14 protein-coding genes are annotated in these 17,081 nt (G+C 67.1%); 2 read left to right on the top strand and 12 right to left on the bottom strand.

Annotated elements, in window-relative coordinates; translation table 11 throughout:
- Window positions 1–172: 172 nt before the first annotated feature.
- The 8 genes from ABD231_RS12180 to ABD231_RS12145 are packed head-to-tail and all read right to left on the bottom strand — an operon-like array spanning window position 173 to window position 11,979.
- Window positions 173–1,453, bottom strand: coding sequence for an alpha-L-fucosidase (locus tag ABD231_RS12180; protein WP_344149597.1), 1,281 nt, complete (start codon window positions 1,451–1,453; stop codon window positions 173–175).
- Window positions 1,450–2,823, bottom strand: a complete 1,374-nt coding sequence (locus ABD231_RS12175) for an FAD-binding oxidoreductase (RefSeq protein ID WP_344149595.1) — start codon at window positions 2,821–2,823, stop codon at window positions 1,450–1,452. Before ABD231_RS12175 ends, ABD231_RS12180 begins: the two co-directional genes overlap by 4 nt.
- The gene (locus ABD231_RS12170) at window positions 2,820–3,689 is read right to left on the bottom strand and encodes a U32 family peptidase (protein WP_344149593.1); all 870 of its coding nucleotides are present in this window, start codon (window positions 3,687–3,689) and stop codon (window positions 2,820–2,822) included. Before ABD231_RS12170 ends, ABD231_RS12175 begins: the two co-directional genes overlap by 4 nt.
- On the bottom strand, window positions 3,683–4,978 hold the full coding sequence (locus ABD231_RS12165) for a nickel pincer cofactor-dependent isomerase, group 22 (RefSeq protein WP_344149591.1): 1,296 nt from the start codon (window positions 4,976–4,978) through the stop codon (window positions 3,683–3,685). The genes ABD231_RS12170 and ABD231_RS12165 overlap by 7 nt, the downstream gene beginning before the upstream one ends.
- Complete coding sequence (locus ABD231_RS12160; protein WP_344149589.1) at window positions 4,978–6,921, bottom strand: IlvD/Edd family dehydratase; 1,944 nt, start codon at window positions 6,919–6,921, stop codon at window positions 4,978–4,980. The genes ABD231_RS12165 and ABD231_RS12160 overlap by 1 nt, the downstream gene beginning before the upstream one ends.
- A complete protein-coding gene (locus tag ABD231_RS12155) occupies window positions 6,918–8,369 on the bottom strand; it encodes an aldehyde dehydrogenase (NADP(+)) (RefSeq protein ID WP_344149587.1) in 1,452 nt (483 codons plus the stop codon). Before ABD231_RS12155 ends, ABD231_RS12160 begins: the two co-directional genes overlap by 4 nt.
- Window positions 8,366–9,256, bottom strand: a complete 891-nt coding sequence (locus ABD231_RS12150) for a fumarylacetoacetate hydrolase family protein (RefSeq protein ID WP_344149585.1) — start codon at window positions 9,254–9,256, stop codon at window positions 8,366–8,368. The genes ABD231_RS12155 and ABD231_RS12150 overlap by 4 nt, the downstream gene beginning before the upstream one ends.
- 11 nt (window positions 9,257–9,267) lie before the next feature.
- Window positions 9,268–11,979 carry a UxaA family hydrolase gene (locus ABD231_RS12145; RefSeq protein ID WP_344149583.1) on the bottom strand — a complete coding sequence of 904 codons (2,712 nt, stop codon included), beginning with the start codon at window positions 11,977–11,979 and terminating at the stop codon, window positions 9,268–9,270.
- A gap of 131 nt (window positions 11,980–12,110) precedes the next feature.
- Between ABD231_RS12145 and ABD231_RS12140 the strand changes: the two genes are divergently transcribed.
- Entirely contained in the window at window positions 12,111–12,794 is a 684-nt protein-coding gene (locus ABD231_RS12140; RefSeq protein ID WP_344149581.1) for a GntR family transcriptional regulator, read from the top strand.
- Window positions 12,791–13,201 carry a hypothetical protein gene (locus tag ABD231_RS12135; RefSeq protein ID WP_344149579.1) on the top strand — a complete coding sequence of 137 codons (411 nt, stop codon included), beginning with the start codon at window positions 12,791–12,793 and terminating at the stop codon, window positions 13,199–13,201. The genes ABD231_RS12140 and ABD231_RS12135 overlap by 4 nt, the downstream gene beginning before the upstream one ends.
- Window positions 13,202–13,445: 244 nt before the next feature.
- Here ABD231_RS12135 and ABD231_RS12130 read toward each other — a convergent pair whose 3' ends face one another.
- Genes ABD231_RS12130 through ABD231_RS12115 form a run of 4 tightly spaced genes read right to left on the bottom strand, consistent with a single transcriptional unit; the run spans window position 13,446 to window position 17,080 of the window.
- Window positions 13,446–13,784 (bottom strand): VOC family protein, encoded by a 339-nt coding sequence (locus tag ABD231_RS12130; RefSeq protein WP_344149577.1) that lies wholly within the window; start codon window positions 13,782–13,784, stop codon window positions 13,446–13,448.
- 17 nt (window positions 13,785–13,801) lie between these two features.
- Window positions 13,802–14,995 (bottom strand): Gfo/Idh/MocA family protein, encoded by a 1,194-nt coding sequence (locus ABD231_RS12125; protein ID WP_344149575.1) that lies wholly within the window; start codon window positions 14,993–14,995, stop codon window positions 13,802–13,804.
- Between the two features lie 43 nt (window positions 14,996–15,038).
- A complete protein-coding gene (locus tag ABD231_RS12120) occupies window positions 15,039–15,776 on the bottom strand; it encodes a glycerophosphodiester phosphodiesterase (protein WP_344149573.1) in 738 nt (245 codons plus the stop codon).
- Window positions 15,773–17,080, bottom strand: a complete 1,308-nt coding sequence (locus tag ABD231_RS12115) for an ABC transporter substrate-binding protein (protein WP_344149571.1) — start codon at window positions 17,078–17,080, stop codon at window positions 15,773–15,775. Before ABD231_RS12115 ends, ABD231_RS12120 begins: the two co-directional genes overlap by 4 nt.
- Between the last annotated feature and the right edge of the window lies 1 nt (window position 17,081).

Raw genomic sequence — 17,081 nt, 5'->3', positions numbered from 1 at the left:
GATCATGTCTGGTGTGAGGGCGAATGCTCCGACTGGATGCGGGTTGTCTCGGTGGAGGAGTAGGACAAGGCGCCGCCATTCAGGTGGGTGGTGGCGCCGGCCCCCCTGGTAACGGATGTACGCCGGGCTCTCCGAAGGCTCGGTTCCTGGTTCGACTCCAGGCAGGGGGACTTCAGGACAGCGTCGGGTCGTGGTGGACGGTGAGGGCCACAGAGGGGTCAGGAGCTCGGGTGGCGAGGATGCGGACGCGTACGGCGGCAGCGGTCACCGAACTGTCCAGTGGGATCAGGCGGCGGTGGCCGATGGTGGTGCCGACGGCAACTTCGGTCCACGAGCCGTCGATCAGGGCGTCGACGGCGAAGGACTCGACCTGTTGGCCGGCGGCAATGTCCTCGCGGAGGCTCAGCACGTTGAAGGATCCCGGCAGCTCAACAGCCGTGTCGTAGTACGACCGGATCGCCTCACCAAAGGCAGCCAACGCCTGTACGTCGGGATCCGCGAACAGCCCGCGTCGATCCGGCGGGACGTTCAGCAGCAGTACGGCGTTTCGCCCGACCGACTTGCGGTAGATGTCGAGCAGCTCGGGCAGCGACTTCACCGCATCATCCTCGGACGCGTGGTAGAACCAGCCCGGCCGGATCGACACGTCAACCTCAGCGGGGTACCACCGCAACTCGTCGGCCGCTGCCAACTCGGCAGGCCCGGCCACTGAAGCAGCGGTCTGCTGGGCGACCATGCTGCCGGACGCGAACGGTACGACGCTCCACTCGGTTTCCCGCGCGAACCCGTCCTCGTTGCCGACCCACCGAACATCCGGTCCACCGACAGCGATCGTTGCCGAAGGCGCCAATCGGCGGATCAGGTCGAACCACGCGTCGAAGGCGTACTCCTGCGCCGTACTCGTCGGGTTGGCCCCGTCCAGCCACACCTCGGTGATCGGCCCGTACTGCGTCAGTAGCTCATACAGCTGGTTCAGATAGAACCGGTTGTAGTCGTCCACCTCGTAGACGAAGTCGCCGATCTCGGAAGCGACCGCCGGACTCCCGTTGCCGTAGTACCCGCCCGGAGCCTTCTCCTGGTACAGGTCCGCCGGCGACAGGTAGAACCCCATCCCGAGCCCATGCTCGGCACAGGCCGCAGACAGCTCGGCCATCACGTCGCGCCCGGACGGGCTCGCGGCGACGGTGTGCGGCAGGAAGCGGCTCGGCCACAGACAGAAGCCGTCGTGGTGCTTCGCCGTCAGGATCACGCTCTTGAACCCGGCATCGACCAGCACCCGCACCCACTGATCACACGAGAGCTCGGCCGGGTCGTACACAGCAGGATCGTCCAGCCCGGTCCCCCACTCCAGATCCGTGAAGGTGTTGATACCGAAGTGCACGAACGCCGTCAGCTCCTGCCGTTGCCACGCGAGCTGCCGAGCCGATGGTCGCACCGCTGACGGATCGATCACCGCAGCACCTTTCCTGGGTTGAGCAATCCGTCAGGGTCGAAGGCCTGCTTGATGCGCCGATGCAGATCGAGACCGACCGGGCCGAGCTCGTCCTCGAGCCAGCGCGCCTTCAACGTACCGATCCCGTGCTCACCGGTGATGGTCCCGCCAAGGGACAGGCCGAGTTGCATGATCGCGCCGAACGCCTCCAACGCCCTGGCCTCAGCGGCCGGATCGTCGCGATCGAAGACAACCGTGGGGTGCATGTTGCCGTCGCCGACGTGACCAGGACAGCAGATCAGTACGTCGTGCTTCGCGCCAAGCTCGGCGATTCCGCGCAGGAGCGGGACGAGTTGTGAGCGCGGAACGGAGACATCATCGATCAGGGTGACACCGAGAGGCTCCAATGCCGGGTTGACCAGCCGTCGGGCCTCGAGCAGCATCCGCGATTCCTCGGCATCCGAAGCCTCGGCCACCTCGACCGCGCCATGCGCCGTACAGATCGCCGCGATCTGCGCGACATCCTCAGCAGCTCGCGGACCGCGGTCGGACTGCGCGATCAGCAGCGAACCGACATCCGCAGGCAGCCCCATGTCCCGGTAGTCCTGAATCGCCCGCGCAGTAGGCCCATCGAGGAACTCCAGCAGCGACGGCCGCAGACCAGATGCCATCACCGCGGCAGCGGCAGCGATCCCGTCCTCGATGGACAGGAACGTGGCGGCCGCGGTCAGCGCCATCTCGGGCGCCGGCCGGAGCGTGAGCGTCGCCTCGGTGACCACGCCCAGCGTCCCCTCGGAGCCCACGATCAGCCGGGTCAGGTCGTATCCAGCGACGCCCTTCGCCGAACGGCGGCCGGTCCGGACGACCTCGCCGGACGCCAGCACGACCTCCAAACCACGCACGAAGTCCGACGTCACGCCGTACTTCACGCAACACAACCCACCGGCGTTGGTCGCGATGTTGCCGCCCAGCGTGGACATCTCCCACGACGACGGATCCGGCGGATAGAACAACCCCTGCTCAAGAACAGCCCGCGACAGCTCGGCGTTCACAACACCCGGCTGGACCACGGCGACCTGGTCCTCGGCGGAGATCTCCAGGATCCGGTTCATCCGCGCGGTCGACAGCAACAGGCAGCCGTCGATCGCGTTGGCCGCGCCAGACAGCCCGGTCCGCGCCCCCTGCGTCACAACCGGTACGCCGTACTCCGCCGAAGCCTTCAGCACCTCGGACACCTCAGCCGTGGTCGACGGCCGCACGAGAACCCGCGGTACTCCGGCCTTGCAGAAGGTCGCATGATCGTTGCGATGCGCATCCAGTACGTCGGCATCGTCGACCACCGCGTTGTCCCCCAGGGCGGACTTCAACCGGGCAACGAAGAGATCGGTCATACCTCATCCTGTTCGGCCAGCAGACGCAGAATCAACTCGGCCCGGCGGACTCGCTCACGCCCTAATGCCTCGGCGGTCGCGGTCAGATGCGCGCCGACCGGGTAGATGTTCGGCGCGTTCCGCAGCCCCATCTTCAGATAGACCGGCGCCGCCACCTTCACGATCTCCGGTACGTCGTAGAAGCGCACATGCCCGCCCTGGTCATCCGGGACCTCGATGTACATGTCGATCGGCACCGAGGTCACCGACCGGATCTCCGCGAGCACCGGCACCGGAAGATCCGTCGACACGTTCAAACTCGTTGCCCCCAGGCGTTCGTAGAGCCGCGCAGTCGGTGCGTTGGGCAACGGCATGAGAACCGAGGTCTTCAGCACGAGGTCGGCAGGCAACGAGCCGTCAACCTTCAACTGGCTAAGGAGTTCCAAGACACCGATGTCGCCGACCAGCAGACTTCGTACACCCAGCTCGACCGCCCGGAAGGCGTCACACAGCGACGCGGCAACCATCTCGTTGCCGCGCGCAACACCTCCGACCGCGGCCGAGACTTTCGCCTGCCCGCCGATATCCCACGCACCTCGAGGACCGAGGAAGAGGCACACCTCGACACCGGCCGAGGCGCCGAGCGACAGCATCTCCTCGATCTCGGCGTCGGTCAGCATCATCACGCCGCTGCCCTGCGACACCCGATCGACGGTCACCGCACGCCGCGCCGCCTCGTCGAGGACGGCCTCGAACACCCGCGGTCCCTCACACGACGGGATCTCCACCTTGTACGGCGTACCGTCCGGAAACCTCGCCGTGGATGCGCCGCCGGGGCGGAAGCCGCGGTCGGCCAGCAGAGCGTGTGCTTCGCGAATGGTCACCATGGTGACAGCTTCCCATCGACAGTCAGCTCGCCGGCTGCACCGGTGATCTCCAGATCGAACCGGTCACCGGCTTCGGCCAGGAGAGCGGGCGTGACCAGCAGCTCGTGCGGGGACAACGTGTCCTTGATCCGCGCCAGCCGCAGTTCGGACCAGTCGCGGCGGCCGCACATCGTGATGGCGGCGAGGACGGCCGCTTCGTCGTCCTCCATCACCATCGGTAGGCGGGATCGGCGAGCTCCGCCGGCGCCGGAGGTCAACGCGTTCACATAGCTGGCCTGCAGGTCGATCTGCTCGAGGATCCTGGCCGGCATCACGTCGGCCAGGCCGAGCCCGGAGGCATTCCCGTGCGAGGCCTCGGAGAGCGAGTGCACGCTGATGGCTGCGATTGACGGGGATTCGAATTCGGGGATGCCGTGTACCCAGCAACGCCCAATCACGTTCGTGTCCATGCCGGCGCCGGACTTGTCCTTGCCCAGCTCGTCCACCACCAGCACGTCCAGCTCGTCGAACGGCAAGCGGCCTAGCAGGCTGCCTGCCCGCTGCAGCAGGGCGTGCTCAGCCGCGCCCGCGATGCCGTCGGCCGGTACGAACTCGACCGCGGCCGTGTGTTCCAGGGCGTTCTCCAGGATGCCTAGTCCACCAAGAATCTTGCCCTGCGCAACGACCACTCGCGCAGCCGCTTCGATCGAACTTCCCAGCGACGGAATCCCACCGGCGTGCAGCGCCGCGGCGCCTGCGTGGTTGCCGAGACCGATCGCGAGGATCTTCGCCAGCCCACTCTCGATCGCCCCGTGGAAGTCGGTATGCGGCTTCACCCGGTTGATCACGAGCACGCCGTCAGCGGCTGCCGCGATCGCGTCGTGATGAACCGGCGTACCGTCGTCAAGCTTGCCGACGACAACAGTCTCCATGGTCGCCTCGATCGGGCAGCCAACGCTGGATGGAGTGATCCCGAGCCCGGCCAGCATCTCGCGCTGCCCATCAGCCGTCGCGCCACCGTGCGAACCCATCGCCGGTACGACGAACGGGTCGGCCCCAGCTGCCTTGAGCCACTCGACGGCCGCCCGAACCACCGGCACCAGATCGTGGATCCCGCGACTGCCCGCCGTGACCGCGATGCGAGCGCCGGGCTGGATCTGCACGCGCAGAGGTTCGAGTGCCGTGTGAGTAGCCGCAGCCGGGTCGTCCACAGCCGGCAGATCCGGCAACAGCCGCCGAATCGGCGTGGCCTGCGGAATCACCCCGGCGGGCCGAAGCCCCCGAATACCCTCGAACGGTCCCCAGTTCATCAGTGGCTCTGTCTTGCTACGGCGGAGCCGGTGCGGCCTACCAGGAAGTCGAGATCGCAGCCCTGGTTGGCCTGGGTGACGTGGTCGACGTACAGGCGGGCCCAGCCGCGGTCTGTTGGTGGGGCAGGGGGTTGCCAGTCAGCGCGACGCTTCTCGAGTTCCTCGTCGGATACGTCGAGGTGGAGTCGCCGGCCTGGGACGTCGAGTTCGATCCAGTCGCCGGTGCGCACGAGCGCCAGCGGTCCGCCGACCGCGGCCTCGGGCGTGACATGCAGTACGACGGTTCCGTACGCCGTACCGCTCATCCGCGCATCCGAGATCCGCACCATGTCGTCGACGCCGATCTCGGCCAGTTTGCGCGGGATCGTCATGTTGCCGACCTCCGGCATTCCCGGGTAGCCGCGTGGTCCCGCGTTCTGCAGGACGAGGACGGTGTCCTCGTCGACGTCCAGGTCCGGGTCGTCGACTGCCAGGTCGTACTCCTCGATGCTGCTGAAGACCAGCGCCTTCCCGCGATGCTGCAACAACCGCTCCGATGCCGCGGACTGCTTGACCACGGCACCGTCCGGTGCCAGATTCCCCTTCAGTACGGCGGTTCCGGCGCCGCTGCCGAGCGGATTGCCGACCGGGCGGATGACCGCGGCACCCGGGCGACCCTTCTCCTGGCCGACCCAGTCGATGCGCTCGGCGTTGGCGACGTTCTCGCCCATGGTTCGGCCGGTGACGGTGATCGCGTCCGCCTTGAGCAGCGGCAGGATCTCCTTCAGTACTGCGGGAAGGCCGCCTGCGTAGTAGAAGTCCTCCATCAGGTACTGCCCCGACGGCTGCAGGTCGGCCAGCCACGGTACGCCGCGCGCCCACTCGTCCATGTCGTCCAGCGACAGGTCGACGCCGACCCGTCCGGCGATCGCGAGCAGGTGGATGACCGCGTTGGTCGAACCACCGATCGCGGCGTTCGCGCGAACCGCGTTGGCGAACGCATCGCGGGTCAGGATGTCGGAGGGCTTCAGGTCCTCGTGCACCATTTCGACGATTCGCCGACCGGCCTGCTGAGCCAGCGAATACCGCCGTGAGTCGACGGCCGGGATGGCGGCTGATCCGGTCAGCTGGAGACCGAGCGCCTCGGCCATGCAGGCCATCGTGGACGCCGTCCCCATCGTCATACAGTGGCCGTTGCTGCGGGACATCCCGGACTCGGCGGCCGCGTAATCCTCCTCGGTCATCCGGCCGGCGTTCCGATCTTGGGTGAACCGCCAGACCGCCGTACCGGAGCCGATGTCGCAGCCGCGGAACTTCCCGTTCAGCATCGGACCGCCGGTCACCACCAGCGTGGGCAGGTCGACACTTGCGGCGCCCATGATCGAACCGGGTGTGGTCTTGTCGCAGCCGGTCAGCAGGATGGTGCCGTCGATCGGGTTGCCCCGCAGCGATTCCTCCACATCCATGCTGAGCAGGTTCCGGAACAGCATCGCAGTCGGTCGCAGCATCGTCTCGCCAAGCGACATCACCGGGAACTCCAGCGGGAACCCACCAGCCTGCCAAACCCCGCGCTTCACCGACTCCGCAAGCCGTCGCAGGTGCGCGTTACACGGCGTCAGCTCGGACCACGTGTTGCAGATCCCGATCACCGGCCGCCCGTCGAACACCTCCTCCGAGAACCCCTGAGCCCGCATCCACGACCGGTGAATGAATCCGTTCCGCCCCTCCTCCCCAAACCAATGCTCATAACTCCGCAACCCGTTCGCCGCCCCCGAAGGCACCCCGCTCCCCTTCTCAGGAGTAGGCACACCCCCCGAATCCGGTACGTCGATATCCCGCGGATCGGCAGTCGCCGGGGTACCGGAGTCGGCGGTGGGCGGGGTGCCCGAGTCGGCGGCGGGGTCGGGGGTCGGCCCGTTGGCCGGGTCGCGGGGGTCGTCGTTTGTGGGTGGGCGGTCGGTCATCGGGTCACCTCGCCTGTGGTCACCACGCCGTTGATTCGACGGGTGATTCCGATCGGGTTCGCGTCCCGCAGTACGGCGGGAAGGACGGCGTCGGGCGCGTCCTGGTAGGCCACTGGGCGCTGGAAGCGGCGAGCGGCGGTCACGCCGACGCTGGTGTGGATCGATCCGACCGTTGAGGGGAACGGACCGCCGTGGTGCTGTGCCCAGGAGACTGCGACCCCGGTGGGCCAGCCGTTCCACAAAACCCGCCCGGCCTTTGCGGTTAGCAGCGGGAGGAGCTCAGTCGCGAGCTCGTTGTCGGACTCCTCGGCGTGCAGGGTCGCGGTGAGGTTACCGTCGAAGGCGGCAATCGCGGTCCGCAGTTCGTCGAGGCCGTCGTACTCGACGACGATCGACACCGGGCCGAAACACTCCTCGAGGATCTCGTCCGCACGCGCCAGCAGCTCGGGAACCGTTGTCTGCAACAGCGTCGCCGCGCCCGTCGACCAGACGCGAACCCCGTCGACCTTGCCCAGCCGGTCGAGACCCGAGTCGAAGGTGTCCTTGATCCGGTCGTTCAGCATGTTCGCCGACGCCACTCCCCCGGCGGCCTCAACCAATTGATCCTGCAGACCATGACCGGCCGGCAGGAACAGCAGCCCGGGCTTGGTGCAGAACTGACCAACCCCGAGAGTGAACGAACCGACATACCCGGCAGCGATATCCTTGCCCCGGGCATCGATTGCGGCCTGCGTAACGAAGACAGGGTTGAGACTACCGAGCTCACCGTAGAACGGAATCGGCTCCGGCCGAGTCACCGCAATCTCGTGCAGCGCCTTGCCGGCCGGGACGGAACCGGTGAACCCAGCCGCCGTGATCCGCGGGTCCTTCAGCGCAATAACACCCACGTCAAAGCCCTGGATCAACCCGAGCGAACCATCCGGCGCCCCGGCCCTCCGCAGCGCCTCGATCATGACTGCGGCTGTCCGCGCCGACAGCTCCGGATGCCCCGGATGCGCCTTCACGATCACCGGACACCCGGCAGCCAACGCCGACGCAGTGTCCCCACCACAAACACTGAAAGCGAACGGGAAGTTGCTAGCGGCAAACACCAACACCGGCCCGAGCGGCACCAGCACCCGCCGCAGATCCGGCCGCGGTACTGGCTTGGCGGCAGCGTCGGCAGTATCGATGACGACCTCGAGCAACGACCCTTCCACCAAAGCATCGGCGAACATCCGCAGCTGCCCAGTACTCCGCCCGACCTCACCACGCAACCGCGCCTCCGGCAACGACGTCTCCCGCATCGCGATCGGGACCAGTTCGTCGACCGCCGCATCCAGCGCATCGGCCACAGCCCGGATCCACCCGGCCCGTACGGCGGGCTCCGCGGTCCCGAGCGCGGTCGCGGCGCCGGCCGCCTCGGCCAGGGCGTGCTCGAGCTCGGCGGGCGTGGTGTCGGCGGTCATCGCTTCTCCTCAGAATTCTGTTCGGCCAGGAACGCAAACGGCTCCCGGCCGGTGGCAACGGTATTCGTCAAGGTACCCAGCTGATCGATGCTGATCTCGATGACATCACCCTCACGCAACGCGAAGTCGAGTTCGGGCACGATGCCGGTCCCGGTCGCCAGAATCGCGCCGTCCGGGAAGTCATTCGGCAGGAAGAGCACGTCGATCAGATCCTGCAGATCGCGGACCAGTTTGCCGGTCGACGTCGTACCGCTGAAGACCTCGTCGTCACCGCGGCGGATGACGATGTCGATCGTCAGATCCTTGGGATCCGCGACCTCCCAAGCCGGGCGGATTCCGGTCGCCAGCGCACATCCGCCGGCGAACAGCTTGGCCTGCGGGACGTACAGCGGGTTCACACCTTCGATCGAGCGCGAACTCATGTCGTTGCAGACCGTGTAGCCGACGATCTCACCGTGGCTGTTGGCAACGACCGCGAGCTCCGGTTCCGGTACGTCGTGCCCCGAGTCGACGCGGATCCCGACCGGCTCGCCGTCGGTTACGACCCGCCAGGCCGGCGCCTTCTGGAACAGCTCCGGCCGGTCCGCCGTGTAGACCTTGTCGTAGACGGACTGCTCGGTGCTCTCCTCCATCCGCGCGCCCCGCGAACGCTCATACGTGACCCCCGCGCACCAGACCTCGCCCCGACCATCGATCGGCGGCAACCACTTCAGCCCGTCGACAGAAACCGCCGTACCGGTCTTGGCAACGGCTGTCTGCAGGTCGGCAAGCGGGAGCCGGAGCAGCTCGGCCATGCTGGCGATTCCTTCGACCGGTGCCACCGTGTCACCGGTACGGACGCCTACGACCGGCCGCCCGCCGGGCAGCTGGTAACGGACCAAGTGCATGAGTCCACCTCTCACATAGATGTGCCGAGCAAGCCACGGGTGATCTGGAAGCCGACGTTGCCGGAAGCAACGGCCTTCGGGACGAGCTGGCGACTCGCGACCAGGGCGATCGTCTCCAGCCCGATCCGCGCCTGATCCGCCGCGTCCCCGGTAGCGACCGCGTCGAGATCATCGCCGTACCGGGCAACAGTTTCAGGGTCCCTGCTGAACTCGACGACCGGGACGAATCGCTGCGCCGACAAGGTGCCGCCGGCAACGTGCGCGAGGATCTGCTGTACGCCGGACGCCCCGAACCCGGTCGCGGTTTCCATCCAGTCCGTACCGGGCATCCGCATCACGTGCCATCCCGGGGCACTGGGCCGCTGCCCGTGCGCGATCGTCGGACCAACCTCAGCGGCCGAACCGAACGCCGTACGGCGGAAGTTGCCATCAGCAAGCAGTGTGCCGCGGGACGACAGCACGACTGAGCCGCCCGAGCCGACGATCTCGGCACCGACCAGGCCGAGCGCCTCGGCGGTGTCGGCGGTCAGTGGACCGCGCGCCTCCAGGCCGATCGTCAGGGCGCCGAGATCGCCTTGGTGCTCGACCGGGCTCGGCAGGTCGAAGCTGTTGAACCAGTCCTTGACCTTGGTACCGACGGCTTCGAGACCGCCGTCCGCCTGGATGCTGGCCCAGCCGAATCGCGCCGGATCCTTGCCCGCCTCAACGAGTCGGGAGCGGAAGTAGTCGTTGTGCGTCTTCTCGCAGCCGTGCTCCAGGAGCAGCGCCATCCGGGTGTTCGGGTGCAGGAGGTAGCCGAGCATGATCCGGGCGAAGGTCTCCTCGGAAGCTCCGCCGCTGCTGCCGCAGCCCTCAGTGTGCGGGAGTGCGACCATCCGGGTGACCGCGTCACCGGCCCACTTCTCCAGCTCGGCCTGTGCAGCAAGGCGAAGTGCGATCTGACCGGAGCACAGGCTGGTCGGCAGGATCAGCCCGACCGCTTCGGGGAGGTCGCGATCGTCGACGCGCAGCAGCCGAGCTGGCGTGCGGGTGCCACTGGTGGTGCCGGGCAGTGGGAGGCCGTCGAGTGGGGCGTCGCGGTCATCGGCCGGGAGGTCGGTCAGCGCGCGGCTCTGCCGACCGTCGGTGCTGATCGAGATGCCCTCGCGCGGTCCGCTTTGCTTCCAGTTCCGCCAGATCGACACCTGGCTGTGGCCGGCGCGCTCGCCCGCGCTGGGTTCGCCGGACGCGACTCGGACGGTCAGGTCGAACGTGTCCGCGGTCAGCTGGGCCATCGACGTACCGGTCAGGTAGCGGCCCGCGTCCACGTCCATCTCGGCGTGCAGACGCTCGTACCGCTCGCTGGTGGTGACGAACTTCAGCGTCGGGACGAACGGGAAGTTGGTGATCGAGCCGTTGCCAGTGGTGAAGAAGATCAGGTTGCAGCCGCTGCCGATCTGACCGGCCACCGACTCCAGGTCGTTGCCGGGGCTGTCCATGAAGATGTAGCCGTTGCCAGGCAGCGGTTCGCCGTAGTCAATGACGTGGTCGAGGCGGACCTCACGGGGAAGTTTGCGGGCGGCGCCGATCGACTTGAGGACGATGTTGTAGAGACCGCGGTACACGTTGCCGCCGGACGGATTGCCCTCGGCGGTGTGCCCGTGCCAGCCGACGCGCTCCTTGAACGAACGGATCGTGGTGAGGAAGCGACGCGCGGTGGCGAGGTCGCGGACGTTCTTGAGCACATACGGTTCCGCGCCGATGAGCTCGTCGGTCTCTGCCAGTACGGCGGCGCCGCCGTGCTTGATCACCTCGGCACCGACGAGGCCGGCCAGTGGGTTGGCGGAGATGCCGGAGAAGGCGTCTGAACCGCCGCACTGCAAGGCGATCTTGAGGTCTGCGAGTGGGACCTCGGTGCGTTCCTGCGCGTCGACGATCGGCAGCCAGGGTTCGACGAGGGCGCCGGCCGTGGTGAGGTCGTGCTCGAATCCAGCCTCGCGGGTGAAGAACGCGTGCGGGACCTTGATCTCGGGGTAGTCGTGCTCGGCCATGAAGTCCTGGATCGCCCGGCCGGAAACGACGTCGTCGGTGGTGTCGACGATCAGCACGGCGCCGACATTCGAGTTCAGGGTGAAGCCGGCCAGGGTGGCGAGCAGGAAGTGCAGGTTGTTCGGCACCTCGTCCTCTCCGCCCTCGGTGTGCGCGACCGGTACGACGCCATCGCCGGCGGCCGCGCCGTCGAAGCGGCGGGCGAGTTCCGTGACGAAGCCGGAACTCCGGGAGCTGGTCGCCATCACGACCACGTGGTTCCTCGTACCGGCTGGTCCTGTTGCGCGGGGGTAGCCCAGGAACGTGCCGGGCTGCTCGACGCTGGTTACCTGCTGACCGAGGTGCAGCGCGTTCTCGTCGAGTTCGAAGGGATCGAGGGGCTCGTTGGTCGCGGACGGTTCGGTCGGAAGGCCCTCGACGCCGCGGGCGGTGACCGCCTGCAGGCTGGTCGGCGTACAGACGTAGTCACCGGGGAACAGGTCACGCGATGCTCGCGCGAAGGGGGTGTTCCAGGACGTGATCGCTTCGCCTTGCGGGATTCGCCGTACGACGAATCTGTGGCCCTCGAGGACGGTGTGTGGGAGCGTCACGGTGGTGCCGTCGAGTTCGATCTGGGTCCCCGCGTCGAGGCGGCGGGAACAGATCGCGGCATTGTCCTCGGGTTCGGGGAGAACGCCGATGTCTTCGAACTTCACAGCCGTGTCCGCCTTCCGTAGCTGGGTACTCCGGCGCTACCGTGGGCCAGATCGTGCATGATGCATGATCCACCCTGCCGAAGACGACCGGCCGGGTCAAGACCGCGCTCAGGATCCGGAGGTGACCACGGGTGACTGATCACGCTGTGGAGGGCGCCGACCGACGGGTACTGCGCCGGCAGATGCTCGCCGACGACGTGTACGAGGCGATCAAAACGATGCTGATGGACCATGTCGTACGCCCCGGTGCACGCATTTCGATCGACGGACTCGCCCGTGAATTCCAGGTGTCGTCGACACCGGTGCGCGAGGCGCTCGCCCGGCTCGAGTCCGAGGGGCTCGCCCTGAAGGAACCACTCAAGGGCTACCGCGCGACGCAGTTGCTCACACTGGCCGAGTTCGACGACCTCTACCGCTTCCGCCTGCTCCTGGAACCCTGGGCCGCCCGCCGCGCCGCCGAACTCATCACCGACGAAGGCCGAGACCGCCTCCGCGCCGAACTGGCCACCGCCGTAGAACCCACCTCAGTCGACTACGCCGGCTACAAGTCACTCACGGTCCACGACAACCGCTTCCACACCCTCATCGCTACGTTATCGGGTAGCGAACAGGTCCGCCTCGCCTTCCAACGCACCCACTGCCACCTCCACATCTTCCGCCTCCACTACGAACGCGACATCGGCCCCGAAGTCCTCACCGAACACCGCACCCTCGTAGACGCCATAACCTCCGGCAACCCACCCGCCGCCGAAGCCGCCATGACCCGCCACATCCAAAACTCCATGCAATCCCGCCTCCGCAAAATCTACGAGTGAACCGCAAGCCGTTCCCGCTCCCGATCCCCCCGATCCTGCGGCCCTACATCCTCGACTTCCACTGGGACCTCGAGCGCCTGCACGCCCTCGAGCTACCCACAACCGAGTTCGTGGTGGCGGAACTAGCCCACCACCTCGACCTCCCGTTCTGGGCCTACAACGGCCGCCCTTTCCAGGTCACCCCACACGAAGTCGCCGCCAACCCGAACCGCTACCACGCCCAGTTCGCCCGCACCCTCGCCGCCGACCTCAACCACCCCATCGACGCCGTACGCCGAGAAGACGGCCGAATCACCATCCTCGACGGCATCCACCGCCTCCTGAAGGCGGAACTGGTGACCCAACCACTCCTGTCAGCCCGCCTCCTCAACTCGACCCAGTTCGACGACATCGCGGTGCGTCCCTAAACCCTTTCCCACCCCTCGCCCCGCGCCCAAAGAGCAGCCCCCCACTCCCCAACCACCCGGCTGCTCTTTGTACATCCAGCTCATCCTTGTGCACCCACCAACCACGCAGAGCCCACGAAAATGGTTGGTGGGTGCACAAAGTTTGATCTCGTGCACAAAGAGAAGGCGACCCACCTTTGGGCACGAGAGGGGGTGGACGCTCCCTCGAGCCGGTTGGGGCGGGTTGGGGGAAGGCTCGGGGTTGTCAGCTGACGGGGGCGCCGCCGTAGGAGATTTCGTTGCCGTCGGGGTCGAAGAAGGTGGCGTGGCGGACGCCGTTTTCGTAGGTTTCGCGGGTGGTGGGTTCGAGGCCACGGTCGGCGATTTCGCGGAGGGTTTTGTCGAAGTCGGCGACGAAGAGGGTGTGTTGGGCGTGGCCGGCGTGTTCGGGGACTACCTCTATGTAGAGGTAGCGGTGTTCGGCCAGCTCCCAGACTGCCTCGATGTCGTTGGGGAGGAAGGCTGGTGGGGCGCCTAGTAGTTGTTCGTACCAGGCGGTGGCGGTGACGTAGTCGCTGACGGAGATTCCGGCGAACAGGTCCATCGCTGAACGGTAGCGCGTCAGGCGGGGGCGTCTCCGTGGTCGGGGATTTCCAGTTGTACGCCGCCTTGGAGGGCGGACTGGTGGGCGTAGATACCGGGGAGGGTGTAGCGGGCGGCGACCCAGGCGTTGACGGGTGGGAGGGTCTTGTCGGCTACGGCGCGGACGAAGTCGTCGGCGAGGAAGTGGTGGGAGCCTTCGTGGCCGTTGTGGAGGCCGTCGAATTCGGCGGGGAGGCGGGTGCGGTCGTGGACCGGGGAGAGGCCGGAGCGGAACGCGTCGCGGAGGGCCGGGTCGACGTTCGCGAGGTCCTCGTCATCAAGCGAACCCGCGGAGGTTTCCATCAGGTGGCTGACGTCCTCGACGCCCTGCTTGTTCTGCCAGACGGTGGTGGTGGCGAGCTGCTCGAAGCTGCCTTCGGTACCGAAGACGCGCAGTCGCGACTCGCGGATGTGTGACGGGTAGCCGACGCGGCGCATTTCGTTGGTGCGCATGATGCCGCCGTCGGCGAGCTTGAACAGGGCGGTCGCGTTCGAGAAGTCGTTGTCGAACTGGCTGATCTCCTTGTCGAAGACGCCGTCGCCGCGGTCGTCCTGGACGCCGATGCAGGACACGTGGGTGGCGTGCTGGCCGGTCACCGACAGGACGTTCCCGACGGCGTGCGTCGGGTAGAGCATGGGCGGGAACGAGGCGGTCTGCTTCCAGTTCTCGCCGCCGCTGTACTGGTACGCGGCATAGAAACCGAGATCCATGTCGTGGACGTAGTCGCCCTCGGCGTAGAACACCCGGCCGAAGTCACCGGCCGCCAGGCGCTGCCGGCAGTAGACCGACGACGGGTAGTAGAAGCTCGTCTCGCCCATCATGTAGGTCAGGCCGGTCTCCTTGACCAGCTCGATGATGCGCGCGATCTGGTCGGCCTCGATCGCCATCGGCACGGTCGAGTAGACGTGCTTCCCGGCCTCGAGGGCCTTGATCGCCATCTCGCCGTGGAACCAGCGCTGGGTGAAGATCGCGATCGCGTCCACGTCGGACTCGAGCATGTCCTCGAACGACTGGTAGGTGACCGCGACCCCCTGTTTGGCCGCCACCTCCGCCAGTCGATCAGGCAGGACGTCGGTCAGCCGCACACCGGACACGTCCGGGTGCGCGGACCACAGCCGCAGGAACGAAGGAGCGAACTGGCCGGCGCCGACCACACCGATGCTGATTCCCATACGACTAGGCAATCACACATTTATGTTCCACGGAAGAACATATTCAGACGTTGGAACGTGTGAGCAGGTGTGGATTGTCGGTGGTGATCCCGTCGACGCCGAGCTCGACCGCCTGGGCGAGGGTCGCGGTGTCGGGCACCGGCCAGGCGGTGACGGACAGCCCGGCGGCGTGGAGTTCGCCGACAAACGCCGAGGTCAGGCCGGTGATCCCACACAACGCCCAGCTCGCCTCGGCTTCTCGAGTCAAAGCCAGTACGTCGGGAGTCGTGCGACCGAAGATCCGCCCGGTCGTCACCCCGGGGAACGCCCGCCGGACCGCCAGCAGGATCTCGGGGTGGAACGAGGTGACGAGCGTACGAGCGGCCAAGTCGGGGTCGGCCCGCAGCGAATCGGCAAGCAGAGGAACGGCGGCCGGTGCTTTGACCTCGGCCTGGAAACGGACCGGCCGGTGGTAGCGGCCGATTTCGGGCCGATTGGTGACAACGTCCATCTCGGCCTGGTGCCGATCGACCGCCGAGACCACCTCGTCCCAGGTGGGGACGCGCTGGCCACGCCCGGCGTCGAGCCGGCGGACCTCGGCGTACGTCATGGTTGCGACTTCGCCGGTGCCGTTGGTTGTTCGGTCGACGGTGGCGTCGTGGAGGACGACCAGCTGCCCGTCGGCGGTCACGCGGAGGTCGAGTTCGAGCTCGCCGCAGCCCTCCGCGACAGCGCGGCGGAAGGAGCGCAGAGTGTTCTCGGGCTCGGTGCCGAGGGCGCCTCGGTGGCCGGTGATGATCACAGGACCTTCTCCTCGTAGAGGCGGCGGACCTCGTCGCCGATTGCGTCGAGCCGGCGGGCTACCGCGCTGAACACCTTGGTGGGTGACGCATTGTCGGCGTAGATCTGCTGCAGGCCGGTGTAGATGGCGACATTCGCGTTGCGGCCGTAAAGGCGGATGGCGTCCTGCTGGCGGGCGTTCGCCAACTGGGCAATCGCGACACCGTAGTTGGGCTGTTCGGCGATGAGCTTCTGGAGCTCCGGCACCTCACGCGCCGCTTCCACGACCGGGAGGTAGCCGGTCTGGATCGTCCACCAGGCTGCGTTCTCCGGCCGCGCCAGGAAGCCCAAGAACGCAGCCGCCGCCTGCTTCCGCTCCGCCGAGATGTTGCGCAGCATCCCGATCCCACCGCCGCCAGTGGCGATCCCGGACGCGACCTCGCCAGGAATGAACCCAGCTCCGACCCGGAATTTCGCCTTGCTGGTCATGCTTTTCAGCCCACCGGTCGACTCCTGGATCGTCGCCACGAGCCCGTTCGCGAAGTCCGTGCTCGGACTACTCGCCATATAAGCCAGCTTCGACGAGTGCACCATCGACCGCTGCCACTCACCCGCCGCCACCGCCCCGGACTCGGCGATGGTCACATCCAGCCCACGCGAATACGAACCACCGAACTGCCACACGTTCCCCTGGAACTGCCAGTCCCCATCAACCTTCGCGAAGGCCAACGCCCGCAACGAACGCCCACCCGACTGCACCTTGGCCAACGACGGCCCCCACGACTGCAGCTCGCTCCACGTCCGCGGCGCACGATCCGGCAACCCGGCCGCAGCAAACGCATCCCGGTTGTAGTACAGAATCGGCGTACTCCGCGCGAACGGCACACACCAGCTCTGTCCCTTGACGACATACTCACCGAACAGCTTCGGCTGATACACCGACGAATCCGCGAGGTACCCGTTCAACGGTTCCAGTGCCTCGTTGAGGAAGAACCGTTCCCACGTCACATCCGACAGTACGGCGAGATCGGGCGCCTGCTTGGCGATCAACGCGGCCGCGACCTTCTGCGCGACATCGTCGTAGCTGCCCTGGAACTGTACTTCGGCGTACACGTCGTCCTGGGATTCGTTGAACTTGGCAACGAGTCCGTCGAGCGCCTTCCCATTCACACCGCCGTACGGCGACCAGAACACGATCCGCACGCGCCCGGCGTACTGAGGTGGCACTGCCCCGGCCGGTTGCGAATAGACCGCGTCGACCGATCGATAGCCGCAGCCGGCCAACGACAAACCGGCGGCCAGTCCGAGGAATCCCCTGCGTCGCATC

It is taken from the genome of Kribbella yunnanensis (genome assembly GCF_039529655.1).
Taxonomy (GTDB): Bacteria; Actinomycetota; Actinomycetes; order Propionibacteriales; family Kribbellaceae; genus Kribbella; species Kribbella yunnanensis.
This window is presented reverse-complemented; position numbering and strand designations above follow the sequence as displayed.